Raw genomic sequence first — 19,595 nt, 5'->3', positions numbered from 1 at the left:
AGAAGGAGTCGCTCAGTGATCGGCCTCATCTCCGCCACCGCGGCGGGAGCGGCTGCGCGGGACCGGCTGGCCGCGGCGTGGCCGGACCGCACGCGGGTCTACGAGGGTCCCGTCGGGGACGCCGTGCGAACCGCGTTCGCGCAGTGCGAGCAGCTGGTGTGTTTCCTGGCGACCGGCGCGGTGGTGCGGCTGGTGGCGCCGCTGCTGTCGGGCAAAACGGCCGACCCGGGTGTGGTGTGCGTCGACGAGGGCGGCCGGTTCGCGGTGTCCCTGGTGGGCGGGCACGCCGGCGGCGCCAATGAACTCGCCCTCGAAGTCGGGGAGTTGCTGGGGGCAGAGCCGGTGGTGACGACGGCGACGGACGCCGTCGGGCTGCCCGGCCTGGACACGCTCGGCCTGCCCGTGGAGGGCGATGTGGCCGGGGTGTCACGGGCGTTGCTGGACGGCGAGGCGGTGGCGCTGCGGGCCGAGGTGGCCTGGCCGCTGCCGCCGCTGCCGGTGGCGGCCGAGGGGGCGTACACGATCCGGCTGACCGACCGTCTGGTCGAGTCGGCCGAAGGTGAGGCGGTGCTGCGGCCGCCGTCCCTGGTGGTCGGGGTCGGGGCGTCGAAGGGCGCTCCCGCCGGGGAGGTGCTCGCGCTGGTCGAGGGCGCTCTGCGGGAGGCAGGGCTGTCCGCCGCGTCCGTGGCCGAGCTGGCCACCGTCGACGCCAAGGCCGGGGAGCCGGGCATCGTCGAGGCCGCGCGGCGGCTGGGCGTGCCGCTGGTGACGTACTCCGCCGGGGAGCTGGCCGGGGTGGACGTGCCCAACCCGTCGGAGGCGCCGCTGGCCGCCGTCGGCACCCCCTCCGTCGCGGAGGCCGCGGCGCTGGTGCGCGGGGGCGAACTCCTCGTCCCCAAGCGGAAGTCCGGCGCGAGCCCGGCCATGGCCACCTGTGCCGTGGTACGGCGGCCCGGGCGCGGGCGGCTCGCGGTCGTCGGACTCGGGCCGGGAGCCCGGGACCTGCTGACGCCGCGCGCGAAGGCCGAACTCCGGCGGGCCTCCGTGCTCGTCGGTCTCGACCAGTACGTCGACCAGATCCGCGATCTGCTGCGGCCCGGCACCCGGATCCTGGAGTCGGGGCTGGGCGCCGAGGAGGAGCGGGCGCGCACGGCCGTCGAGGAGGCCCGCAAGGGTCAGGCCGTCGCCCTGATCGGCAGCGGGGACGCGGGGGTGTACGCCATGGCCTCCCCCGCGCTCGCCGAGGCCTCGGACGACATCGACGTGGTCGGTGTGCCCGGTGTGACGGCGGCGCTCGCGGCCGGCGCGATCCTGGGGGCGCCGCTGGGCCACGACCATGTGTCGATCAGCCTGTCCGACCTGCACACGCCGTGGGAGGTCATCGAGCGGCGGGTGCGGGCGGCGGCCGAGGCGGACCTGGTCGTGACGTTCTACAACCCCCGCAGCCGGGGCCGTGACTGGCAGCTCCCGAAGGCGCTGGCGATCCTCGCCGCGCACCGGGCCCCGTCGACCCCGGTCGGCGTCGTGCGCAACGCCTCGCGGCCGGAGGAGTCCGCCCGGGTCACGGCACTGGCCGCGCTCGACCCGGCGACGGTCGACATGATGACGGTCGTGACGGTGGGCAACACGGCGACCCGCGAGGTCGCCGGCCGTATGGTGACGCCGCGCGGCTACCGCTGGCAGGAGGGCACCGCGTGAACCGAGCGTCCCGCCCGGTCGAGCGGGCGCCCGGCCGACGGCCGTGCGCTGCACTCGACGCCCCGCCGCACCACCCCACTTCCGCCGAGGAGAAACCGTGACCACCCCGCCCGCCCTGCTCATCGCCGGCCACGGCACCCGTGACGACGCCGGCGCCGAGGCGTTCCGCGACTTCGTCCGGGAACTGGGGCGCCGCCACCCCGAACTGCCCGTCGCGGGCGGCTTCATCGAGCTGTCCCCGCCACCCCTCGGCGAGGCCGTGACCGCACTGGTGGAGCAGGGCGTACGGCGGTTCGCCGCCGTGCCGCTGATGCTGGTGTCCGCCGGGCACGCCAAGGGCGACATCCCGGCGGCGCTGGCCCGCGAGAAGGAGCGGCATCCGGGCGTCTCGTACACCTACGGGCGCCCGCTCGGCCCGCACCCGGCGCTGCTGAACGTGCTGGAGCGGCGGCTGGACGAGGCGCTGGGAGGCGCAGGGCGCAGGCCGGGTGACCGGGCCGATGTGACGGTGCTGCTGGTGGGGCGCGGGTCGACGGACCCGGACGCCAACGCCGAGGTGCACAAGGCGGCGCGGCTGCTGTGGGAGGGGCGCGGGTACGGGGGTGTCGAGACGGCGTTCGTGTCCCTGGCGGCGCCGGACGTGCCGAGCGGGCTCGACCGGTGCGCGCGGCTCGGCGCCCGCCGGATCGTGGTGCTCCCCTACTTCCTGTTCACCGGCCTCCTGCCGGACCGGGTCCGGCTGCAGACGGAGGGCTGGGCGGAGGCGCATCCGGAGGTCGAGGTGCGCTCGGCCGATGTGATCGGCCCGGAGCCGGAGCTGCTGGACCTGGTGTGGGAGCGGTACGAGGAGGCCGTCCGGGGCGATCTGCGGATGAACTGCGACGCGTGCGTCTACCGCGTCGCCCTGCCGGGCTTCGAGGACAAGGTGGGGCTGCCGCAGCAGCCGCACTTCCACCCGGACGACGAGGGCCACCACCACGGGCACGGTCACCACCACCACGACGCGCACTCGCATGCGCACTGAGGACCCCATGCACACGGAGAGCGGGCACGATCTGAGGCACCACGGGGACGCGGAGGTCCGGGACGACGGCGGCTCGCTGGTCGACCTCGCCGTGAACGTCCGCGCGGACACACCCCCGGTGTGGCTGCGCGAGCACATCGCCGCGTCGCTGACCGGGCTCGCGGCCTACCCGGACGGGCGGGCCGCGCGGTCGGCCGTGGCGGCGCGGCACGCGCTTCCGGTGGAGCGGGTGCTGCTGACGGCGGGCGCGGCGGAGGCGTTCGTGCTGCTGGCGCGGGCGCTGAAGGTGCGGCGGCCGGTCGTCGTCCACCCGCAGTTCACGGAGCCGGAGGCGGCGCTGCGGGACGCCGGGCACACGGTCGACCGGGTGCTGCTGCGGGCGGAGGACGGCTTCCGGCTCGACCCGGCGGCCGTCCCGGAGGACGCGGACCTGGTGGTGATCGGCAACCCGACGAACCCGACGTCGGTGCTGCACCCGGCGGACACCATCGTCTCCCTGGCCCGGCCCGGGCGGGTGCTGGTGGTGGACGAGGCCTTCATGGACGCGGTGCCGGGCGAGCGGGAGGCCCTGGCGGGCCGTGTCGACGTGCCGGGTCTCGTGGTGCTGCGCAGCCTCACCAAGACGTGGGGCCTGGCCGGTCTGCGGATCGGGTACGTGCTGGCGGCGCCGGAGACCGTCGAGGCCCTGGAGCGGGCGCAGCCGCTGTGGCCGGTGTCCACTCCGGCGCTGGCGGCGGCGCAGGCGTGCGTGGGGCCGCGGGCCGTGGCGGAGGCGGCCCACGCGGCCCACCGCGTGGCCGCGGACCGGGCCCACCTCCTGGCGGGCCTCGCCGGGTTCGCCCCGGCGGGGTTGCGGGTGGCGGGGCCCGCGGAGGGCCCCTTCGTCCTCGTCCGTCTGCCGCACGCGGCCGCCGTACGCCGCCGCCTGCGCGACCTCGGCTACGCCGTGCGGCGCGGGGACACCTTCCCCGGCCTGGACGAGGAGTGGCTGCGGCTGGCGGTGCGGGACCGCAGGACGACGGACGGGTTTCTGCGGGCGCTGGAGCGGGCGATGACCCGGTAACAGGCCGCCCACCGAGCGCCTCCGAACGGCAGGCCTACCCGACCACGCGGCCGTTCAGCACCACCCGGCGCGGCGCCCCCAGTACGCGGACGTCCGCTCTCGGGTCCTCGTCGTAGACGACGAGGTCGGCCGGGGCGCCCTCCTCCAGGCCGGGTCGGCCGAGCCAGGACCGGGCCGTCCAGGTGCCCGCCGCCAGTGCCCGCACGGGCGGGATGCCCGCGGTGACGAGTTCGGCGACCTCCGCCGCCGCGAGGCCGTGGGCGAGGCCGCCGCCCGCGTCGGTGCCGACGAAGACCGGGATCCCCGCGTCGTAGGCACTGCGGACGGTGTCGTAGCGGCGTTCGTGGAGCCGGCGCATATGGGCCGACCAGCGCGGAAACTTGTCCTCGCCGCCGGCGGCGAGATCCGGGAAGGTCGCGATGTTGACCAGGGTCGGCACGATGGCGACGCCCCGTTCGGCGAACAGCGGGATCAGGTCGTCGGTCAGGCCCGTCGCGTGTTCGACGCAGTCGATGCCCGCCTCGACGAGGTCCTGGAGTGAGTCCTCGGAGAAGCAGTGCGCGGTGACCCGGGCGCCCAGGCGGTGGGCCTCGGCGATCGCCGCCTCCACCGCGCCGCGGGGCCAGCAGGCCGACAGGTCGCCGAGGTCACGGTCGATCCAGTCGCCGACCAGCTTCACCCAGCCGTCGCCGCGCCGGGCCTCCTGGGCGACGTAGGCGACCAGGTCCTCCGGCTCGATCTCCCAGGCGTAGTTGCGGATGTAGCGGCGGGTGCGGGCGATGTGCCGCCCGGCCCGGATGATCTTCGGCAGGTCCTCGCGGTCGTCGACCCACCGGGTGTCGGAGGGCGAGCCGGCGTCGCGGATCAGCAGCGTGCCCGCGTCCCGGTCGGTCAGCGCCTGCTTCTCGGCGACGTCCTGCGGGACCGCGCCGTGCCGGTCGAGCCCCACGTGGCAGTGCGCGTCGACGAGACCGGGCAGGGCCCAGCCCCGGACGGTGCGGATGTCGCGGGCGCCGGCGGGACGGTCGTAGGAGACACGGCCGTCGACCACCCACAGCTCGTCCCGGACGTCCTCGGGCCCGACGAGCACCCGACCCTTCACGTGCAGCACCGCGTGATCGCTCATGCACCGCACCTTAGTGAGGCACCGGGCGCGGCCCGAAGGGGGCCGGTTCTCGCGGGCCTCGGCTCGCAGGTGGGTGGTACCCGGCGGTTACCCTCGATGCCGTCGGACCCGTGAGTGAAGAGAGCATTGCCGTGACGCACCCCTTCCTGGACCTGGCCCCGCTCGGCGCGGACCGCTTCGCCGCGATCGAGGACCGTGTGGCGCGGCTGCTGCGCACCGAGCAGGACGTCGTGATCATGCAGGGCGAGGCGCTGCTGCCGCTGGAGGGCGCGATCCGCGCCGCGGCCGGTCCGGGCACGACGGCTCTGAACGTCATCACGGGCCCGTACGGTCAGACCTTCGGCGACTGGCTGCGCGACTGCGGGGCGACGGTGATCGACCTGACGGTGCCCTTCCACACGGCGGTCACGGCCGAGCAGGTCCGCCGGGCCTTCGCAGAGCACCCGGAGATCGACTTCGTGTCGCTGGTGCACGCCGAGGCGGCGACCGGCAACACCAACCCGGTCGCGGAGATCGGCGACGTGGTGCGGGCGCACGGGGCGCTGTTCTACCTGGACGCGGTGGCCTCGATCGGCGCGGAGCCGGTGCTGCCGGACGCGTGGGGCGTGGACCTGTGCGTCATCGGGGCGCAGAAGGCGATGGGCGGTCCCGCCGGGGTCTCGGCGGTGTCGGTGAGCGAGCGGGCCTGGGCCCGGATGGCGGCGAACCCGCGGGCACCGCGGCGCTCGTACCTGTCGCTGCTCGACTGGAAGGAGCGGTGGGTCGACAGCGGGCGCAAGGCGCTGCTGCACGCCCCGGCGCAGCTGGAGATGCTGGCGCTGGAGGCCTGTGTGGAGCGGATCGAGGCGGCCGGTCTCGACACCGTGATGGCGCGGCACGCGTCCGCCGCGGCGGCCACCCGGGCCGGGGCGGTCGCACTCGGTGGCGGGCTGGAGCCGTACGTGTACGAGGCGCGGGACGCGGCGCCCGTCGCCACGACGCTGCGGGCACCGTCCCAGGTGGTGGCGTCGGAGCTGGTCCGGCGGGCGCTGGAGGCGGATCCTGCGGTGCCGCTCGCCGCCGGCGGGGGCGCGCTGGCCAAGGAGATGATCCGGGTCAACCACTACGGCGCCGACGCGACGCCGGGGGCGGTGCGGGCGAGTCTGGCGGCCCTGGGCACGGCACTCTCCGGGCAGGGGCTGCCGGTGGACGTGGAAGGCGCACTGCGGGCCGCCGAGGAGGCGTGGCGGTAGTCGTCGGCGGGGACGCGCCGGGACACCGTTGTCGGTGCCCCGTGCCATGCTCCCCGTATGACCGCCAACACACCTGCCGACACCCCTCCCACTCTCCCTGACGGCCGCCCCGTCCCCCGCCTCACGGGCGACGAGCGGGCCATGCTCGAGAGCTGGCTGGACTTCCACCGGGCCACGCTGGAGCTGAAGTGCGCCGGGCTGGACGACGCGCAGGCGCGCACCGCGTCGGCCGAGCCGTCCACCCTGACGCTGCTCGGGCTGGTGCAGCATCTCGCCGAGGTCGAGCGGAACTGGTTCCAGCGCGTGGCCTCCGGGCTCGACGTACCGCCCGTGTTCGAGGACGCGACGGGTTACGCACTGGATCCCGGGCGCGGGCTCGACGAGGCGCTCGCGATCTGGCGGCGGGAGATCGCCCGGGGGCGGGAGCTGTGTGCGGGACTGCCGCTGGACCACGTCGGGCGGGTCGCCGAGGGCCCGGTCCCGGGGATGGAGGTCAGCATGCGCTGGGTGCTCATTCACATGATCGAGGAGTACGCACGGCACAACGGTCATGCCGATCTCCTGCGGGAACGCATCGACGGAGTGACCGGGGCTTGAATTAAATGTGCTTTCCGCAACACCCCGGATGTAAGCTGACACACAAATAAGAATTCTTTCAAGAACAGCTTCCCGTATTCTTCTGCCCGCTTTCCTCGGTCCTAAACACAGAGATTTTGAGGACATTCAGCGAGGTAATTCGGTTGGATCTCGTGGGGCTTGCATGGCTGTGACGCGTTACACACCGTGACGGCTTTGCCCGGTATTATCCGTGCAATACCGGGCAATCCGCCGCCCCTGTGCGCGAACCCTCACGCCCGCGCGATAACACAGACCCGTCCCATACGTAACCCCCACCGGCGATGCAATTTTGAATTTCGCTGGGTAAGTTCAATTCACATGACTGCCGTACAAGCAGATCCGCAAATCGACCGCCCCACGACGGCCGACGGAGCCGCGCTCTGGCGGATGGCGAAGGACTCGAAGGTTCTCGACCTGAACTCGTCCTACAGCTATCTGCTGTGGTGCCGCGACTTCGCGGCCACGTCGGCCGTCGCCCGTGACCAGGACGGCGAGCCGATGGGCTTCATCACCGGGTACCTGCGGCCTGACAGCCCGCGCACCCTGCTGGTGTGGCAGGTGGCGGTGGACGAGGCACACCGCGGGCGCGGCCTGGCCGCCGCGCTGCTCGACGGTCTGGTCGCGCGCACGGTCGCCGAGCGCGGGGTGACGACGGTGGAGACCACCATCACCCCGGGCAACACCGCCTCGGAGCGCCTGTTCACGTCGTTCGCCGAGCGTCACGGCGCCCGGCTGGAGCGCGAGGTGCTGTTCGACACGGGCCTGTTCCCCGACGGGCCGCACGACGCAGAGGTGCTGTACCGCATCGGCCCGCTGCCCCACTGACTTCCCTGACTCCCCGCCCGACCCCCGCAGACTTCCCCCACGCACCGAGGAGCGATTCGTCGTGACCATCACCCAGCCCGACCTGAGTGTCTTCGAGACCGTTGAGTCCGAGGTGCGCAGCTACTGCCGCGGCTGGCCCACCGTCTTCGACCGTGCGGTGGGCAGCCGCATGTACGACGAGGACGGCCATGAGTACCTCGACTTCTTCGCCGGAGCCGGGTCACTGAACTACGGGCACAACAACCCGGTCCTGAAACGCGCGCTGATCGACTACCTGGAGCGGGACGGCGTCGCGCACGGGCTCGACATGTCGACCACCGCCAAGCGCACGTTCCTGGAGGCCTTCCAGAACCTGCTGCTGCGCCCCCGTGACCTGCCGTACAAGGTCATGTTCCCCGGCCCGACCGGCACCAACGCCGTGGAGGCCGCGCTGAAGCTGGCCCGGAAGGTGAAGGGGCGCGAGTCGATCGTGTCGTTCACCAACGCCTTCCACGGCATGTCGCTGGGCTCGCTGGCCGTGACCGGCAACGCCTTCAAGCGGGCCGGCGCCGGCATCCCGCTGGTGCACGGCACGCCGATGCCGTTCGACAACTACTTCGACGGCACCGTCGAGGACTTCCTGTGGTTCGAGCGGCTCCTGGAGGACCAGGGCTCCGGCCTCAACAAGCCCGCCGCGGTGATCGTCGAGACGGTGCAGGGCGAGGGCGGCATCAACGTGGCCCGTCCCGAGTGGCTGCGCGCCCTGTCCGAGCTGTGCGCGCGACAGGACATGCTGCTGATCGTCGACGACATCCAGATGGGCTGCGGCCGTACCGGCGCCTTCTTCTCCTTCGAGGAGGCGGGCATCACGCCGGACATCGTCACCGTCTCCAAGTCGATCAGCGGCTACGGCCTGCCCATGTCGCTGTGCCTGTTCAAGCCCGAACTCGACGTCTGGGAGCCCGGCGAGCACAACGGCACCTTCCGCGGCAACAACCCGGCCTTCGTCACGGCCACCGCGGCCCTGGAGACGTACTGGGCCGACGGCTCCGCGATGGAGAAGCAGACCCGCAAGCGCGGCGAGCAGGTCGAGCAGGCGATGATCTCCATCACCGAGGAGAACCTGGCCGACGTGAAGGAGTACCGCGGCCGCGGCCTGGTGTGGGGCCTGGAGTTCCACGCCAAGGACCGTGCCGGCAAGGTCGCCAAGCGCGCCTTCGAGCTCGGACTGCTGATCGAGACGTCCGGCCCCGAGAGCGAGGTCGTGAAACTGCTCCCCGCGCTCACGATCACTCCCGAAGAACTGGACGAGGGCCTGACCACACTGGCCCGCGCCGTCCGCGAGACCGCCTGACCAACCAACCTGCACCACTCAGCTAGGAGGCATCGCAGCACCGTGATTGTCCGTTCGTTCAAGGAGATCGAAGGTACCGACCGGCACGTGAAGGCGGCGTCCGGTACGTGGGAGAGCAAGCGCATCGTCCTCGCCAAGGAGAAAGTGGGCTTCTCCCTGCACGAGACGGTCCTCTACGCGGGTACGGAGACGTCGATGTGGTATGCGAACCACATCGAGGCCGTCGTCTGCGTGGAGGGCGAGGCCGAGCTGACCGACCACGAGACCGGGCAGAAGCACACCATCACGCCCGGCACCATGTACCTCCTGGACGGGCACGAGAGGCACACGCTCAAGGTGAAGCAGGACTTCCGCTGCCTCTGCGTGTTCAACCCGCCCGTGACCGGACGGGAGGACCACGACGAGAACGGCGTCTACCCGCTGCTCACCGAGGAGGTGTGACGTTTCCATGACCGCCACCACCGACACCACCACCGGTATCCCGGACCTCTACCCCAGCCGGGGTGCCGTCGAGGCACTGACCCCGCGCCAGGACCCGGTCGTCTGGGGCGCCCCCGACGCCCCGGGCCCGGTGGCCCCGGCCGACCTGCTCTCCTTCGAGCGTGACGGCTTCCTCGCCATCGACGAGCTGATCACCGAGGACGAGGTCGCGGTCTACCGGAACGAGCTGAACCGGCTGGTGCACGACCCGGACATGCGGGCCGACGAGCGGTCGATCGTCGAGCCGAAGTCCAAGGAGATCCGCACGGTCTTCGAGGTGCACAAGATCAGCGAGGTGTTCGCCCGGCTGGTCCGTGACGAGCGGGTCGTCGGACGGGCGCGGCAGATCCTCGGCTCGGACGTCTACGTCCACCAGTCGCGGATCAACGTCAAGCCGGGGTTCGGCGCCAGTGGCTTCTACTGGCACTCGGACTTCGAGACGTGGCACGCCGAGGACGGTCTGCCGCGGATGCGCACGGTGTCGGTCTCGATCGCGCTGACCGAGAACTACGACACCAACGGCGGGCTCATGATCATGCCGGGGTCGCACAAGACGTTCCTCGGGTGTGCGGGAGAAACGCCGAAGGACAACTACAAGAAGTCGCTGCAGATGCAGGACGCGGGCACGCCGTCCGACGAGGCGCTGAGCCAGCTGGCCGCGCAGCACGGCATCAAGCTGTTCACGGGCAAGGCCGGTTCGGCGACCTGGTTCGACTGCAACGCCATGCACGGTTCCGGCGACAACATCACGCCGTTCCCGCGTAGCAACGTGTTCATCGTGTTCAACAGCGTGGAGAACACGGCGGTGGAACCGTTCGCCGCGCCGGTCCGGCGGCCGGAGTTCATCGGGGCGCGGGACTTCACGCCGGTGCGGTGATCGCCGTGGCGGCGTGACCGTGTGACAGGACTGCCGGGTGGGGCCTCCTCGTGTGGGACGGGAGGCCCCACCCGGTTTTGTGCTGTCCGGCTTCTCAGGCGGACAGGACGTCCAGCAGCCGGTCCACGTCCGCCAGGGTGTTGTAGAGATGGAACGCGGCCCGCAGGTTCCCCGCCCGGTCGGACACCTCGATGCCCGCCCGGCTCAGTTCGCCCTGCCGGTGTCCGAGCCCCGGCACGGACACGATCGCCGAGCCGGGCGCGGGCACCGGCTCGTGGCCCAGCGTCGCGAGCCCGGCACGGAAGCGGTCCGCGAGAGCAAGGTCATGGGCGTGCACGACGTCCACGCCGATCTCCTCGAGCAGCTCCAGGGACGCCCGCAGCCCGGCGTAGGTGAAGAGGGCGGGGCTGATGTCGAAGCGCCGTGCGGAGTGGGCGAGTTCCTCGACCGGCCCGTAGCAGCTGTCCCAGGGAATCTCACCGGCGACCCAGCCGGAGAGCAGCGGCGAGAGCCCGCCGAAGTCCTGCGGGGCGACGAAGAACGCGGCTCCGTGCGGTCCCAGGAGCCACTTGAAACCGACGGCGGCGAGGAAGTCGTCGGCGTCGCCGTCCATCGGCAGCCAGCCGGCCGACTGGGAGGCGTCGACGTAGGTGCGTGCCCCGTGCGCCCGGGCCGCCGCACGCACGGCCGGCAGATCGGCGAGCCGGCCGTCGGCCGACTGGGCGGTGCTGACCGCGACGAGCGCGGTACCGGGGCGGACGGACTCGGCGAGCCGCTCCAGGGGCACGGCGCGCACCTTGAGGTCGCCGCGCACGTGGAACGGGTTCACCAGGGAGGCGAAGTCGCCCTCCGCCGTGAGGACTTCGGCCCCGGAGGGCAGCGCGGCGGCGATCAGCCCCCCGTACTCGGCGACCGACGCTCCGGTGGCGACCCGCTCGGCCGGCACCCCGGCCAGCCGGGCGAAGGACGCGCGGGCGGCCTCCACGTCCTCGTACAGGGGACCCAGGGGCGTGCCCTCGGCACGCATCCGCACCGCCTGCTGCACGGCGGTGACGGTACGGGCGGGCAGCAACCCGTTGCTCGCGGTGTTGAGGTAGGTGTGCTTCGGGGCGAACTCGGCACGGACGAGGTTCTCGAAGGTCTCCATGGGACCACTCTGCGTCCCATGGATCTCCCCGTCCATTGCCGTTTTCTGCGTGACGCGCCTAAGCACCACTTATGTATAGGCCCTGACCTGCGGGTTTCAGTGCTGGGGCACCGCGCAGCCGTCCGGGCCGCACGCGTCGGCGTCGCCGCTGTCCACGATCGTCAGGGGCGTGCGCTCGCCGTACGCCTGGGTCAGGGCCTGGGCGAAGACCTCGGCGGGCTGGGCGCCGGAGACGCCGTACTTGCGGTCGAGCACGAAGAACGGCACACCGCTCGCGCCGAGCTGAGCGGCCTCCTTCTCGTCGGCCCGGACCTCGGCGGCGTAGGCGTCCGGGTCGGCGAGCACGGCGCGGACGGCGTCCCCGTCGAGACCGGCGGCCTGGGCGAGCTCCACCAGCCGTTCGTCGTCGCCGAAGACCGAGCGCTCCTCGGCGAAGTTGGCCCGGTACAGCTGGTCGAGGAGCCGCTCCTGGCGGCCCTGCTCCTTGGCGAAGTGGAGCAGCCGGTGCATGTCGAAGGTGCTGCCGTGGTCACGGCCGCGGGTGCGGTAGTCCAGCCCCTCGGCGGCGGCTTGTGCGCCCAGGTTGTCCTCACCGGCCTCGGCCTGCGCCTCGCTCATCCCGTACTTCCTGGTGAGCATCGTGATCACGGGCTGGATGTCGTCCTTGGCGCGGCCCGGGTCCAGCTCGAAGGAGCGGTGCACCACCTCGACCTCGTCGCGGTGCGGGAAGTGCCGCAGCGCCTTCTCGAAGCGGGCTTTGCCCACGTAGCACCAGGGGCAGGCAATGTCGCTCCAGATCTCGACGCGCATGTCTTCGGCTCTCTCCAACTCGTACGGGGGCACGGAGGCGCTCCCTCCGCCGAGTGCATGAACGTTCAAGCAGCGGACTTCATTCCCTGGGCACCGTCAGGCGCAGAGACCGGTGGTGGTCGCCCTCGGCGGGCGGGTTCGCCGGATCCGGGACCCAGCCCTGACGGGTGTAGAAGGCCTGCGCGCGCAGATTGTCGACGTGCACGTCGAGGACGGCCGTCCGCCTGCCGTCGGCCCGCCACTCCTCGACGCAGGCGGTGTGCAGCGCGGTGCCGGCGCCGCGGCGCCAGTGGCCGGGGTCGACGTGGAACTGGAACAGCTTCACCGTGTCGACGGGAGCGTCGTCGGGGGTGCGGAAGGAGGCCAGGCCGATCATGCGGCCCGCCTCGACGAGGCACAGCACCCGGCCGTCGGGCCGCGTGAGGGCGCTCCGCCAGGCGGCGAGCCAGTCGGTGCCGTCCTGCGGCACCCCGTCGGGGTAGTACGTCGCCCGGGCGCGTGCGTGCAGGGCGACGACGTCCGCCACCTCGGCGGGCAGGACGGTACGGATCACACGCCCCGGGGTCACTCGGTCCTTGATCATGGAACGGAGGACGTGCCCGGCCGGGGCGCGGTTCCCGGCCGGTCCTCAGCTGCCGTCGCGCAGATCGTTCGGCCAGTGCGGACGGAACTCGATGTGGTCGTACGTCACCACGCAGCCCTCCCCCATCGGGGACTGGGCCATGAAGCCGACCAGGGCGGCCCCGGTCTCCTTCTCGCCGGCCAGGGTGAAGAGGCGGACGAACGTCCAGCGCTCACCGTCACGGGAGGCGTGGAAGGCGAAGGCCCGGCCCGTGCGGCTGACCCGCAGCCAGACGGAACTGCCGTCCACCGTGAAGGAGTTGGCGTCGTCGGAGTGCCCCCGGGTGACGACCGTGCAGACGGTGGGGACGTCCGGGGAGTACTCCAGGCACAGTTTCGCCCAGGCCCGCTCCCCCACGTGGACGTAGAGCACTCCGGCATCGAAGGCCGCACCGAACCCGACCGTGACCCGGGCGATCAGCTGGAAGTCCCCCTCCGGCGCCCCGAGCAACCGCGGCGCGTCGGAGGCGGGGTCCAGCCCCTCACCGGTGGGCGGCACGAACCGATCCTGCCGCGCCCCGGCCCACCCGGTGAGCACCCCGTCCTCGTAGGACCAGTGACCGTCGGGCCCGTAAACACGCAGGCCGAAAGGAAGTTCGGAAAGTTCGAGATCCATTCGACCAAGTCTTTCAGCAATCACCTGAAGGGGCGCGGAGAACTGCGCGATCAATCACAACGAACCGGCAGCCCGCAATGCACCGCACCCCCACGGCGCTAACGCTCCAAACGCCCGTTGAACCTACGAGGCAGTCCCAAGGGGTTCTCGTCCCGCAGCTCCGGCGGCAGCAACGCCTCGGGGGTGTTCTGATAGGCAACGGGCCGCATCCACCGCTCGATCGCCGTCCCACCCACAGACGTGGACGTCGACGTCGTCGCCGGGTACGGCCCCCCGTGGTGCTGGGCAGGAGCCACGGCGACACCCGTCGGCCAGCCATTGACCAGCACACGACCCGCCAGCGGCGTCAGCTCCTGCAGCAGCTCCGCACCACGGCCCTGCCCGGCGGCCTCCTCCTCGGACAGCTGCACCGTCGCCGTGAGGTTGCCCGGCAGCCGCGACAGCACCGCCTTCACCTCGGCCTCGTCCTCGTAGCGGGCGACCACGGTGACCGGGCCGAAGCACTCCTCCAGCAGCAGGTCGTGCTCGCCCTCCGCCGCCAGCCTGCTCGCCGGCACCGTGAGGAAGCCCGCGCTGACGGTGTGGTCGCCGCCCGAGCCGGGCGTGACGGGTGAGTCGACGTCGGGCAGCCCGGCCCGCTCGGCGACGCCCGCGACGAAGTTGTCGCGCATGCGGTGGTCGAGCAGGACCCCGGCGTCGGTGTCGCTGACGGCGTCGGTCAGCGACTTCAGCAGGGCGTCACCGGCGGCACCGGACGGGGCGAGGACGAGGCCCGGCTTCACGCAGAACTGGCCGACGCCCAGCGTCATCGAGCCCGCCAGGCCGGAGCCGATCGCCTCGGCCCGCTCGGCGGCGGCGGCCTCGGTGACGACGACCGGGTTCAGGGAGCCCAGCTCGCCGTGGAAGGGGATCGGCACGGGACGGGCCGCGGCCGCGTCGAACAGCGCGCGTCCGCCGCGCACGGACCCGGTGAAGCCGGCCGCCGCGACCAGCGGGTGCTTGATCAGCTCGACGCCCGCCTCGAAGCCGTGGACCAGGCCCACGACGCCCTCGGGGATGTCGTGCCTTGCGGCGGCCCGGCGCAGCACCTTCGCGACGTACTCGGACAGGGCCGGGTGGTCCGGGTGGGCCTTGACGACGACCGGGCAGCCGGCCCCCAGCGCGCTCGCGGTGTCGCCGCCGGCGACCGAGAAGGCGAAGGGGAAGTTCGACGCGGAGTAGACGGCGACGACACCCAGGGACACCTTGTAGCGGCGCAGGTCGGGGATCGGCGGGGTCGCGGTGTCGTCGGGGTGGTTGATGACGACGTCGAGGAAGGCGCCCTCGTCGACGATGTCCGCGAAGGCCCGCAGCTGGAAGCAGGTGCGGGCGAGCTCGCCGGTGAGCCGGACCGGGCCGAGCGCGGTCTCGGCGTCGGCGGTCTCGACGAGACCGTCCTTGGCCGCCTCCAGCTCGTCGGCAGCGGTACGCAGGAAGGCGGCGCGGACGGTGCGGTCGGCGAGGGCGCCGCGCGCTTCGTGCGCGGCACGGACGGCGGCGTCCACCTCCTGGGCTGTGGCCTCCACCGCAACCTGTTCACGCTGCTTCCCGGTTCGGGGGTCGACACTCCAGACTGGTGCTGCTGCCACCGCGGGTCCCTCCACGTGTATCTGGGTCATTCACCAGGGATGTTCGATATACTGAACGCTGTCTCTGATGATGAATATGCTGTTGGAGACTATTTCCCGTCGAACGAAGGGGTCAAGGGCGATGTCGGTAGCCGAGACAGGCGGCGGGGCACAGGTCAAGTCCGCGGTACGGACCGTTGAACTGCTGGAATACTTCGCCGGGCGGCCCGGTATGCACTCCCTCGCGGCGGTCCAGGAGGCCGTCGGATACCCCAAGTCCAGCCTGTACATGCTGCTGCGCACACTCGTCGAGCTGGGCTGGGTGGAGACGGACGCGACCGGCACGCGGTACGGCATCGGGGTGCGGGCGCTGCTGGTCGGCACGTCGTACATCGACGGCGACGAGGTGGTGGCGGCGGCCCGGCCGACCCTGGACCGGCTCTCCGACGACACGACGGAGACGATCCACCTGGCCCGCCTGGACGGCACGAACGTCGTCTACCTCGCCACCCGCCAGTCGCAGCACTACCTGCGCCCTTTCACCCGGGTCGGCCGCCGGCTGCCCGCGCACTCCACGTCCCTCGGCAAGGCGCTGCTGAGCACGTACTCGGACGAGCAGGTCCGCAAGATGCTCCCGGAGACGCTGCCGGCGCTGACCGAGCACACGATCACCGACCGGGAGAAGCTCATCGAGGAGCTGCACCAGGTGCGGGAGCAGGGCTTCTCCGTGGACCGCGAGGAGAACACGCTGGGGCTGCGCTGCTTCGGGGTGGCGATTCCGTACCGCACCCCGGCGCGGGACGCGATCAGCTGCTCCGTGCCGGTGGCCCGGCTGACGCCGGCGCACGAACAGCTGGTGAAGGACGCCCTGTTCGACGCGCGGGACCGGCTGACACTGGCGACCCGTAGGCTCTGAGGCATGAATGTCGAGCTGCGCGAGGTCCACGACAGCGATCTGCCGGTCTTCTACCGGCAGATGAACGACCCGGAGGCCCTCCACATGGCGGCCTTCACCCCCGAGGACCCGTCCGACCGGGACGCCTTCGACGCCCACTGGGCCCGGGTCCGGTCCTCGTCCGCCGTGGTCCGCACGGTACTGGCGGACGGTGACGTGATCGGCAGCGCGGCGGTCTACGGGGAGCCGGGCGAGCGCGAGGTGACGTACTGGGTCGACCGCGCCTACTGGGGGAAGGGCATCGCCACGGCGGCCCTCCGGGCGCTGCTGACGGAGGTACCCGAGCGCCCCTTGTACGCCCGGGCGGCGACGGACAACACGGGGTCCCTGCGCGTCCTGGAGAAGTGCGGGTTCCGTACCGTCGCGTCGGCCAGGGGGTACGCCAACGCGCGCGGCGCGGAGATCGACGAGACGGTGCTTCTCCTGGAGGGCTAGGCGGACACCTCCGGGGTGTCCTCTCCCCCGTCCGGCGGAGGCGGATCGTCGTCGTGCAGGACGTGCCGGGCGGCTGCCGCGCGGGAGCATGATCGCATGACGCAGCCCCTCGCGCCCGCGGCCGTCCCCCGCCCCGCCGTCCGTCTCAGCCGCCCCCGGCGGGTCCTCCGTACCGTCGCCGTCCTCTCCTGCCTGCCCTACCTCGGTCTCAAGACCGCCTGGGTCGCCGGAAGTCATGTCGGGATCCCCGACGGGAGCGGGCTGCTCGACGACCGGGTGGGCATGGCCGTGATCAATGGTCTCTCCGTGCTGCTGGACAGCGCGGTGATCGTGCTGGCGCTGGTGCTGACCCGGCCGTGGGGGCTGCGGGTGCCGGCCTGGCTGACGGCGTTCCCCGTGTGGGTCGCCACCGGGCTGCTCGCGCCGATCACGGCCGGGTTCCCGGCACAGCTGGTCGTGAAGGCGTTCGGGAGCGGCGGCACGCCGGGCGCGGAGCGCGAGCCCTTCCTCCACGAGTGGGTGTTCACCGTCGTGTACTCGGGGTTCATCCTGCAAGGGCTCGCCCTGGGCGCCCTGTTCGTGCTGTACGCCCACGACCGCTGGGGGCACTTGTGGCGCGGCCGGGTGTGGGAGGTGCCCGTCGGTGCCGTCGGGGCGGCCCACCGGGCCCTGGCCGTCGCCGCGGCCGTGCTCGCCCTGCTGCCGCTCACCCTCCACGTCCTCTGGGCGTGTGGTGCGGGGGCTGGGCTCAGCGAAGGCCGGGCGGCGGACCGAGGCGGTGACTTCCACGTTCTGGAGGCCGTGTTCGTGGTGTTCCTCGTCGCGGCCGTAACGGGCGGGCTACTGCTGGCCTTCCGGCGCTTCCCGGCCCTGCCCGTGTCGGTGCCGCTCGGCCTGGCCTGGGTCGGCTCCGGTGCCGTGGCCTGCTGGGGCGGCTGGCTGGCGCTCGCGCCGCTCGGCGGCGCGGCGGACCTCGCGGATCGTCCGACACCGCTGATGAACCTCGCCTACGCTGGGCAGATGCTCGTCGGCCTGCTCGTCGCCGCCATCTGCGTCTACTCCTTCGCGGAGCGCTCGGCCAGAGCCGTACGGCGGGCGGTGTGAGAGACGCCGTCCGGCTCCTGATCGGCCGGCGGGCCCGACTGCGCTGGGTCCATCTGATCCTCGGCGGCGCGCTCGCCATGCCGTACGTCCTGGTCGGCTCGTTGATCATCGGCCCGGCCACCGGCGACACGAACGTCTTCGGGTCCTTCCCCCACCAACTCGCCTCGTTCGGTGTGGGGTTGCCGATCGCCGCCGTCTCCTCCCTGTTCCCGACGGCCCGGCCGCTGGAGGCCGCCAACGCGCGCTGGCTGTGCGGTGTCGACGCGGACCGGATCGCCTCGGGACCGGCCCGGACCTGGGGCGAGAGGGGCCGTACGGCGGCCTGGTTCACGCTGCACCTCGGGATCGGCGGGGTCATCGCCGGGATGTCGCTGGCCCTGCCGCCGTTCGCCGCCGTGCTGATCGCCCTGCCGGTCTTCGCCGGGCTGGGCGGCACCCGGCTCGGCTTTCCCGAAGTGTTCGACCACGCCTGGGCGTTGGCGCTCGCGCCGGTCGCGGGCCTCGCCTCGCTCGTCGCCCTGGCCGGCTGCGCGGCGGGATGCGGCGCGCTGCTGGCCCGCTGGGCGCCGGTGCTGCTCGGCCCGACGCCCAAGGACCGGCTGGCCGCCGCCGAGGCCCGCGCCGCGGACCTGGCCGTCCGCAACCGGCTGGCGCGGGAGTTGCACGACTCCGTCGGCCACGCGCTGAGCGCGGTCACCCTCCAGGCGAGCGCCGCACGCCGCGTCCTCGACGCCGACCCGGAGTTCGTCCGCGAGGCCCTCGCCGCGATCGAGGAGACGACCCGGCGCACCGTCGGTGAACTCGACGCCGTCCTGGGCGTGCTGCGCGAGGGTGACGCCCCCGGCACCGCCCCGGCGCCCACCCTCGCCGCCGACCTCGACGGTCTGCTGCGCCGCACCCGGGCGGGCGGACAGCGGGTGACGGCCAGGGTCGAGGCCGACCCGGAGGCGCTGCCCCCACTGCTCTCCCGCGAGGCCTACCGGATCGTGCAGGAAGGGCTCAGCAACGCCCTGAAGCACGCCGGGGGCCGGGCCGCCGTGGACGTACGCGTCGCGGCGGCGGACGGGCAGCTGGAGATCGCCGTGGAGAACCCGCTGAACGGTGCCGCCTCCTCCCGCCCCGGCGGCGGCCACGGGCTGCGCGGCATCGCGGACCGGGTCCGGCTGCTGGGCGGAACGGCGACGGCCGGCCCGACGGCCGACCGGACCTGGCGGCTGCACGTACTCCTGCCGATGAAAGGCACCCATGCGAACTCGCAGGACCCACGATGAAGGGCAGCCCAGCGAACCCGCACGACCCACGATGAAGGGCACCCCGGCGAACCCGCACGACCCACGATGAAAGGACCCGCATGACCCGCCCGGACCCCGTCCGTGTCGTCCTCGCCGACGACGAGCGCATGGTCCGCACCGCGCTGCGCGCCATCCTCTCCGCCGAGCCGGACCTGGAGGTGGTGGGCGAGGCGGCCACCGGTGCCGAGGCCGTGTCGGTGGTGCGGGAGCTGCTGCCGGACGTCGTCCTCATGGACGTACGGATGCCGGAGATCGACGGCATCCGCGCCACGGAGCAGATTCTCACCGCACTGGACGAGCCGCCCCGGATCATCGTCGTGACCACGTTCGAGAACGACTCCTACGTCTACGACGCCCTGCGCGTCGGCGCCGCCGGGTTCCTGCTGAAGCGGTCGGACGCGGACGCGCTGGTGCAGGCGGTCCGGCTGGTGGCGCGCAGCGACAGCCTGCTGTTCCCGGCGGCCGTCCGCACGCTCGCGACCGCGCACGCCCGCGCACACCCGGCGCCGCCCGCGTGGGTGGCGAAGCTCACGGGCCGTGAGCGCGAGGTGCTGCGGCACATGGCGGACGGGCTGACCAACGCGGAGATCGCCCGCCGGATGGAGGTCGGTCCCGCCACGGTGAAGTCGCACGTGGCGGCGGTCCTGGCCAAGACGGGCGCCCGGGACCGTACCCAGGCGGTCATCGCGGCGTACGAGGCGGGCTTCCTTAACGCCGGGTGAGAAAAGCGGA

Annotated in this window: 20 protein-coding genes; 14 read left to right on the top strand and 6 right to left on the bottom strand. The window is 72.6% G+C overall.

Going from position 1 to position 19,595, the window contains the following annotated elements:
• The first annotated feature begins 15 nt into the window (after positions 1 to 15).
• The 3 genes from cobJ (at position 16) to cobC (ending at position 3,785) form a co-directional block, all read left to right on the top strand.
• Positions 16 to 1,698, top strand: coding sequence for a precorrin-3B C(17)-methyltransferase (gene cobJ, locus ABZ016_RS34070; protein WP_356920566.1), 1,683 nt, complete (start codon positions 16 to 18; stop codon positions 1,696 to 1,698).
• A gap of 97 nt (positions 1,699 to 1,795) precedes the next feature.
• Positions 1,796 to 2,722 (top strand): sirohydrochlorin chelatase, encoded by a 927-nt coding sequence (locus ABZ016_RS34065; RefSeq protein ID WP_356920565.1) that lies wholly within the window; start codon positions 1,796 to 1,798, stop codon positions 2,720 to 2,722.
• A gap of 7 nt (positions 2,723 to 2,729) precedes the next feature.
• Complete coding sequence (cobC, locus tag ABZ016_RS34060; RefSeq protein ID WP_356920564.1) at positions 2,730 to 3,785, top strand: Rv2231c family pyridoxal phosphate-dependent protein CobC; 1,056 nt, start codon at positions 2,730 to 2,732, stop codon at positions 3,783 to 3,785.
• Between the two features lie 34 nt (positions 3,786 to 3,819).
• On the opposite strand, the gene ABZ016_RS34055 is transcribed toward cobC, so the two are convergent.
• Positions 3,820 to 4,911 carry an amidohydrolase family protein gene (locus ABZ016_RS34055; protein WP_356920563.1) on the bottom strand — a complete coding sequence of 364 codons (1,092 nt, stop codon included), beginning with the start codon at positions 4,909 to 4,911 and terminating at the stop codon, positions 3,820 to 3,822.
• 131 nt (positions 4,912 to 5,042) lie between these two features.
• Here ABZ016_RS34055 and ABZ016_RS34050 point away from each other — a divergent pair, with 131 nt between their 5' ends.
• The 6 genes from ABZ016_RS34050 to thpD all read left to right on the top strand — a co-directional run bounded on the left by ABZ016_RS34050 (position 5,043) and on the right by thpD (position 10,276).
• Positions 5,043 to 6,143 (top strand): aminotransferase class V-fold PLP-dependent enzyme, encoded by a 1,101-nt coding sequence (locus ABZ016_RS34050; RefSeq protein ID WP_356920634.1) that lies wholly within the window; start codon positions 5,043 to 5,045, stop codon positions 6,141 to 6,143.
• A 57-nt stretch (positions 6,144 to 6,200) separates the two neighbouring features.
• Positions 6,201 to 6,740, top strand: a complete 540-nt coding sequence (locus ABZ016_RS34045) for a DinB family protein (RefSeq protein ID WP_356920562.1) — start codon at positions 6,201 to 6,203, stop codon at positions 6,738 to 6,740.
• Between the two features lie 339 nt (positions 6,741 to 7,079).
• Positions 7,080 to 7,586: a diaminobutyrate acetyltransferase gene (gene ectA, locus ABZ016_RS34040; RefSeq protein WP_003989362.1), complete on the top strand. Its 507-nt coding sequence runs from the start codon at positions 7,080 to 7,082 to the stop codon at positions 7,584 to 7,586.
• A 61-nt stretch (positions 7,587 to 7,647) separates the two neighbouring features.
• On the top strand, positions 7,648 to 8,919 hold the full coding sequence (gene ectB, locus ABZ016_RS34035) for a diaminobutyrate--2-oxoglutarate transaminase (protein ID WP_356920561.1): 1,272 nt from the start codon (positions 7,648 to 7,650) through the stop codon (positions 8,917 to 8,919).
• Between the two features lie 42 nt (positions 8,920 to 8,961).
• A complete protein-coding gene (locus ABZ016_RS34030) occupies positions 8,962 to 9,360 on the top strand; it encodes an ectoine synthase (protein ID WP_345666024.1) in 399 nt (132 codons plus the stop codon).
• Positions 9,361 to 9,367: 7 nt separating this feature from the next.
• The gene (gene thpD, locus ABZ016_RS34025; RefSeq protein ID WP_356920560.1) at positions 9,368 to 10,276 is read left to right on the top strand and encodes an ectoine hydroxylase; all 909 of its coding nucleotides are present in this window, start codon (positions 9,368 to 9,370) and stop codon (positions 10,274 to 10,276) included.
• A 94-nt stretch (positions 10,277 to 10,370) separates the two neighbouring features.
• On the opposite strand, the gene ABZ016_RS34020 is transcribed toward thpD, so the two are convergent.
• From ABZ016_RS34020 to ABZ016_RS34000, 5 genes are all read right to left on the bottom strand, one after another.
• Positions 10,371 to 11,423, bottom strand: coding sequence for an aminotransferase class V-fold PLP-dependent enzyme (locus ABZ016_RS34020; protein ID WP_356920559.1), 1,053 nt, complete (start codon positions 11,421 to 11,423; stop codon positions 10,371 to 10,373).
• 96 nt (positions 11,424 to 11,519) lie between these two features.
• Positions 11,520 to 12,233 (bottom strand): DsbA family oxidoreductase, encoded by a 714-nt coding sequence (locus ABZ016_RS34015; RefSeq protein ID WP_356920633.1) that lies wholly within the window; start codon positions 12,231 to 12,233, stop codon positions 11,520 to 11,522.
• A gap of 79 nt (positions 12,234 to 12,312) precedes the next feature.
• On the bottom strand, positions 12,313 to 12,816 hold the full coding sequence (locus tag ABZ016_RS34010; protein WP_356920558.1) for a GNAT family N-acetyltransferase: 504 nt from the start codon (positions 12,814 to 12,816) through the stop codon (positions 12,313 to 12,315).
• Between the two features lie 45 nt (positions 12,817 to 12,861).
• Positions 12,862 to 13,470 carry a DUF1349 domain-containing protein gene (locus ABZ016_RS34005; protein ID WP_356920557.1) on the bottom strand — a complete coding sequence of 203 codons (609 nt, stop codon included), beginning with the start codon at positions 13,468 to 13,470 and terminating at the stop codon, positions 12,862 to 12,864.
• A 98-nt stretch (positions 13,471 to 13,568) separates the two neighbouring features.
• On the bottom strand, positions 13,569 to 15,098 hold the full coding sequence (locus tag ABZ016_RS34000; protein ID WP_356920556.1) for an aldehyde dehydrogenase (NADP(+)): 1,530 nt from the start codon (positions 15,096 to 15,098) through the stop codon (positions 13,569 to 13,571).
• Between the two features lie 121 nt (positions 15,099 to 15,219).
• On the opposite strand from ABZ016_RS34000, the gene ABZ016_RS33995 reads away from it, so the two are divergent.
• The 5 genes from ABZ016_RS33995 to ABZ016_RS33975 all read left to right on the top strand — a co-directional run bounded on the left by ABZ016_RS33995 (position 15,220) and on the right by ABZ016_RS33975 (position 19,585).
• Entirely contained in the window at positions 15,220 to 15,993 is a 774-nt protein-coding gene (locus ABZ016_RS33995) for an IclR family transcriptional regulator (protein WP_003989371.1), read from the top strand.
• A gap of 3 nt (positions 15,994 to 15,996) precedes the next feature.
• Positions 15,997 to 16,467: a GNAT family N-acetyltransferase gene (locus ABZ016_RS33990; protein ID WP_356920555.1), complete on the top strand. Its 471-nt coding sequence runs from the start codon at positions 15,997 to 15,999 to the stop codon at positions 16,465 to 16,467.
• 96 nt (positions 16,468 to 16,563) lie between these two features.
• Positions 16,564 to 17,571, top strand: coding sequence for a hypothetical protein (locus ABZ016_RS33985; RefSeq protein WP_356920554.1), 1,008 nt, complete (start codon positions 16,564 to 16,566; stop codon positions 17,569 to 17,571).
• The gene (locus tag ABZ016_RS33980; RefSeq protein WP_356920553.1) at positions 17,568 to 18,842 is read left to right on the top strand and encodes a histidine kinase; all 1,275 of its coding nucleotides are present in this window, start codon (positions 17,568 to 17,570) and stop codon (positions 18,840 to 18,842) included. Before ABZ016_RS33985 ends, ABZ016_RS33980 begins: the two co-directional genes overlap by 4 nt.
• 80 nt (positions 18,843 to 18,922) lie before the next feature.
• Positions 18,923 to 19,585, top strand: coding sequence for a response regulator transcription factor (locus ABZ016_RS33975; RefSeq protein ID WP_356920552.1), 663 nt, complete (start codon positions 18,923 to 18,925; stop codon positions 19,583 to 19,585).
• Positions 19,586 to 19,595 lie beyond the last annotated feature (10 nt).

This window comes from Streptomyces sp. NPDC006372, assembly GCF_040612515.1.
Classification (GTDB): domain Bacteria; phylum Actinomycetota; class Actinomycetes; order Streptomycetales; family Streptomycetaceae; genus Streptomyces.
The sequence above is the reverse complement of the archived record's forward strand: the minus strand, read 5'-3'. Positions and strand labels throughout refer to the sequence as shown.